Below are 4,508 nucleotides of genomic sequence, written 5' to 3' on the forward strand. Positions count from 1 at the left end.
GCGCTCGCCAAGGCCGCCCGCCGGCTCGAGGCGGACTACTCCGCCGGCTCGGCGGAGTTCCGCTTGCGGCATCCCGAACTCGGCATCGAGGCGGTCGACGCGCTCGCGTGGGCCTGCGCCGACGAGGCGCTCGGCTAGACGCGCGACGAGGACGAACGAGGCGGCCGCCCCCTACCCGGGGACGGCCGCCTCGACGTGTGCCGGCGATCAGTTGATGCCGGGGATGACCAGCCAGTGGTTCACGAGCACGAGCCAGATCGCGATCACGACGATCGCGGCGATCGTCACGCCGCGGCCGGTGCGCCCACCGGCGAACAGGGCGACGACGAGCGCGATGAGCGTCGCGACGCCCAGGACGATCGGGCCCCAGGGGATGCCCGGGATGAACAGCGACAGCAGGAACAGCGCGGCGACGATGACCTCGATGACGCCGACGATCGTCGAGCCACCGCGTGCACGGAGTCGCCAGATGCCGTCGACGAGGGCGAGCGCGCCACCGACGAGGGCGAGGATGAGGAGCCAGGACAGCGTGATCATGGAATTCCTTCGGTTGGTGTGGGGGGCACCGCGACGCGGGAGGGGACTCCCACGACGCCCGTCACTCTATCGACCGGAGAAGATGGGCGGCGAGGCTTGCGCACGACACCCCGAGGCGTGTATGCCACGGGCAGCATGTGCGCTCCGCGGCGCGATCGCATGACATCCGTCCCGATCTGGGCCGGAATCGGAATGCAACGCGGCGTCACGCGGTTTCACCCGAGGGCCGCCGGCGTGCTGGACTCGTCTGGCCGGGGCGACCGAACGAAGCATCCGGCATCACGCCAACGTCACGAACGTCTCGAACGGAGCACCACCGCATGTCACGCGCCCGCACCCTGCTCGGCCTCGTCGCCGCATCCGCCGCCGCCCTCGCCCTCGCCGCCTGCTCCTCGGGCGCCCCGGCCTCGAGCGGCGCCGCATCCGACAACGAGTACGGGCTGGTGAAGGCGGGCACGCTGACCGTCGCGACCGAGGGCACCTACCGCCCCTTCAGCTACCACGAGGACGGCAACGGCGACCTCACCGGCTACGACGTCGAGGTCGCCCAGGCGGTCGCCGACAAGCTCGGGCTCGAGGTCGACTTCCAGGAGACGCAGTGGGACGCGATCTTCGCGGGCCTCGACGCCGGCCGCTTCGACGTCATCGCGAACCAGGTGTCGATCAACCCCGAGCGCGAGGAGCAGTACCTCTTCAGCGAGCCGTACACCGTCTCGCCCGGCGTGATCGTGGTCAAGGAGGGCGACACCTCCATCTCCAGCTTCGACGACCTCGCCGGCAAGACCACCGCCCAGTCGCTGACGAGCAACTGGTACGAGCTCGCGCAGGAGTCGGGTGCGAACGTCGAGGCCGTCGAGGGCTGGGCGCAGGCCGTCGCGCTGCTCGAGCAGGGCCGCGTCGACGCGACCATCAACGACAAGCTGACCTACCTCGACTACGTGAAGACCAACGGGAAGTCGGGCATCGAGGTCGCCGCCGAGACCGACGACCCGTCGCTCAGCGCGCTCGCGCTCACGAAGGACAAGACCGACCTCCAGGCGGCCATCGACTCGGCACTCGCGGAGCTCCGTGAGGAGGGCGTGCTCGCCGAGCTCGGCGAGAAGTACTTCGGGGCCGACGTCTCCCAGTAGGAGGCAGGTGGAGTAGGCTCGCGCCCGTCGTCTCGAAGGGGGTGTCGCCGTGGCATCCGGCTGGCAGCTGTTCCTGGAATCGTTCTGGCCGATCGTGTGGGGCGGGCTGAGCGGCACCATCCCGCTCGCGCTCGCCTCGTTCGTGATCGGGCTCGTCATCGCGCTCGCGGTGGCGCTCGCCCGGCTCTCGAAGAACCGCGTGCTCTCGGCCATCGGCCGGTTCTACGTGTCGGTGATCCGCGGCACGCCGCTGCTCGTGCAGCTGTTCGTGATCTTCTACGGGCTGCCCGCCGTCGGCGTCGTCATCGACCCGTGGCCGAGCGCCATCGCGGCGTTCTCGCTCAACGTGGGCGGATACGCCGCCGAGATCATCCGGGCGGCCATCCTCTCGGTGCCAAAGGGGCAGTGGGAGGCCGGGTACACGATCGGCATGTCGAACGCGACCACGCTGCGCCGCATCATCCTGCCGCAGGCCGCACGGGTGTCGGTGCCGCCGCTGTCGAACACCTTCATCTCGCTCGTGAAGGACACCTCGCTCGCGTCGCTGATCCTCGTGACCGAGCTGTTCCGCGTGTCCCAGGAGATCGCGGCGTTCACGCAGGACTTCATGCTGCTCTACCTCGAGGCGGCGCTCATCTACTGGCTCTTCTGCCTCGCGCTCTCCAGCGGCCAGAACGCCCTCGAGAGGAGGCTCGACCGCTATGTCGCCCAGTGACGACTCCTCACAGCAGGGTCCGGATGCCGCGGGCGAGCCGCCCGCGCCGAGCGACCCGCTCGCGCCGAGCGATCCGCTCGCGCCGAAGGCCGCGCCCGACGACTCGCCGCTGCTGACGGCACGCGGCATCCGCAAGTCGTTCGGCGACAACGAGGTGCTGCGCTCGATCGACCTCGACGTGCGACGGGGCGAGGTCGTCGTGCTCATCGGGCCGAGCGGGTCGGGCAAGACCACCGTGCTGCGCTCGCTGAACGGGCTCGAGACGCCCGACGGCGGCACGATCTCGTTCGCGGGCGGCCCCGAGCTCGACTTCGCGAAGCCGCTCCCGAAGGGCGCGCGGTTCGCGCTGCGCGACCGGTCGGCGATGGTGTTCCAGCAGCACAACCTGTTCCCGCACATGACGGTGCTGCAGAACGTGATCGAGGGCCCCCAGCGCGTGCAGCGCGTGCCGAAGGCGCAGGCCATCGCCGAGGCATCCGCGCTGCTCGACCGAGTCGGCCTGGCCGAGAAGCGGGACGCCTACCCGTTCGAGCTGTCGGGCGGCCAGCAGCAGCGGGTCGGCATCGTCCGGGCGCTCGCCCTGAAGCCCGACCTGCTGCTCTTCGACGAGCCGACCAGCGCCCTCGATCCCGAACTGGTGGGCGAGGTGCTGTCGGTGATCAAGGAGCTCGCCGACGAGGGATGGACGATGGTGGTCGTGACGCACGAGCTCGGCTTCGCTCGGCAGGCGGCCGACGAGGTGCTGTTCATGGACGGCGGCGTGGTGGTCGAGCGCGGCGCGCCCGGCGATATCTTCACCAAGCCGACCGAGGAGCGCACCCGCAGGTTCCTCGACCGGATCCTGCGGCCGATGGACTAGCCCGCTCGCCCGCTCGCCCGCTCGCCCGCACGGGCCGCCCGGCGGCGGGGCGTAGCGTTGACGCATGGCAGCCCGCACCCACGGAGTCCTCGCTCCGGGCGTGCGGGCGCGTCGTTCCCTCGGGGTGTTCCGGGTGCTCGTGGCGGTGCTCGAGGTCGTCGCGATCATCGGCAACTTCCAGTACGTGCTCGGCTTCCGCTTCTTCGCGACCGCCAACTTCTTCAGCTACTTCACCATCCAGTCGGCGATGATCGCCGTCGTCACGCTGGGCATCGCCGCGTGGTACGCGCTCACGGCGCCGAGCGACCCGCCCTGGCTCGGCATCCTCCGCACCATGGTCACGGTGTACCTGCTCGTCTCGGGCATCGTCTTCGGGCTCATCGTCAGCCAGGCGTCGACCCGCGACTACCGCATCGACGTGCCGTGGTCGGACACCCTGCTGCACTTCGTCGTGCCCGCGCTCGCGGTCGTCGCATGGACGGCCGACAGCATCATGGCGGTGAATCCGCCCGTGCCCTGGTCGACGGTCGGCTGGGTGCTCGTGTACCCGATCCTGTGGCTGCCCTACACGCTCGTGCGGGGCGCCGACGTCGGGTGGTACCCCTACTTCTTCCTCGACGAGGCGCAGGTCGGCGGGGCGCTCGGGGTGGCCGCCTACTGCCTGCTGGTGCTCGTGATCTTCGTGGCCGTCACCGGGGCGCTCGTGGCCGTCAACCGGGCCCTGTGGCGTAGGGCGCGAGATCGTCGAGCACGGCGGACAGGAACTCGGGATCGTCGAGCCGCTCCAGTCGCAGCGCCTGCGTCGACGCGATGACGCCGACCAGGATCGGCTCGCCTGTCTCTCCGACGAGGTCGAGCCAGTAGGCGACGCCCGACGGCGCGCCCACGACGGTGAGCACGTCGGGGTGGGCGTCGTCGGCGGCCGGGACATGGGCCTCGGCCGAGCCCGTGCGCCAGAACGCCTCGTCGAACCGCAGCCACACGACGTCGACGACGCCGGTCTGCAGGGTCGCGATCGCGTGCTGGTGCGCATACGGCAGCGCCGGGGCGAACCGGATCGCGTCGGACTTCAGCACGCCGAGCGGCACCGTCACGACGGCGCGGTCGGCGGTGAGCGACTCGCCCGAGTCGAGGCGCAGGCTCACCCGGCGGTCGTCGTACGCGACCCGGGTGACCACGCTCGAGACGGCGAGGTCGACGCGGTCGGCGAGCGCGTCGAGCAGGTCGGACAGCCGGCCGGTGACGAGGCGCGCGCCGGGCGGGAACG

General features: G+C 70.8%; 6 protein-coding genes. 4 read left to right on the forward strand and 2 right to left on the reverse strand.

Features of this window, described 5'->3' with window-relative positions; genetic code table 11:
- Positions 1–207: 207 nt before the first annotated feature.
- Complete coding sequence (locus GH736_RS17830) at positions 208–537, reverse strand: hypothetical protein (protein ID WP_159605717.1); 330 nt, start codon at positions 535–537, stop codon at positions 208–210.
- A gap of 320 nt (positions 538–857) precedes the next feature.
- Here GH736_RS17830 and GH736_RS17835 point away from each other — a divergent pair, with 320 nt between their 5' ends.
- The 4 genes from GH736_RS17835 (at position 858) to GH736_RS17850 (ending at position 4,055) form a co-directional block, all read left to right on the forward strand.
- Positions 858–1,667, forward strand: a complete 810-nt coding sequence (locus GH736_RS17835) for an amino acid ABC transporter substrate-binding protein (RefSeq protein WP_159605719.1) — start codon at positions 858–860, stop codon at positions 1,665–1,667.
- Between the two features lie 49 nt (positions 1,668–1,716).
- Positions 1,717–2,382 (forward strand): amino acid ABC transporter permease, encoded by a 666-nt coding sequence (locus GH736_RS17840; RefSeq protein WP_159605721.1) that lies wholly within the window; start codon positions 1,717–1,719, stop codon positions 2,380–2,382.
- Positions 2,369–3,241: an amino acid ABC transporter ATP-binding protein gene (locus GH736_RS17845; RefSeq protein ID WP_159605723.1), complete on the forward strand. Its 873-nt coding sequence runs from the start codon at positions 2,369–2,371 to the stop codon at positions 3,239–3,241. The genes GH736_RS17840 and GH736_RS17845 overlap by 14 nt, the downstream gene beginning before the upstream one ends.
- A 64-nt stretch (positions 3,242–3,305) precedes the next feature.
- Positions 3,306–4,055, forward strand: coding sequence for a Pr6Pr family membrane protein (locus tag GH736_RS17850; RefSeq protein WP_159605725.1), 750 nt, complete (start codon positions 3,306–3,308; stop codon positions 4,053–4,055).
- Here GH736_RS17850 and GH736_RS17855 read toward each other — a convergent pair.
- The coding region (locus GH736_RS17855) for an FAD-dependent oxidoreductase (RefSeq protein ID WP_203230833.1) at positions 3,952–4,508 on the reverse strand (557 nt) is incomplete at its 5' end. The genes GH736_RS17850 and GH736_RS17855 overlap by 104 nt on opposite strands.

The sequence above is a fragment of the Agromyces humi genome (assembly GCF_009720255.1).
Lineage (GTDB): Bacteria > Actinomycetota > Actinomycetes > Actinomycetales > Microbacteriaceae > Agromyces > Agromyces humi.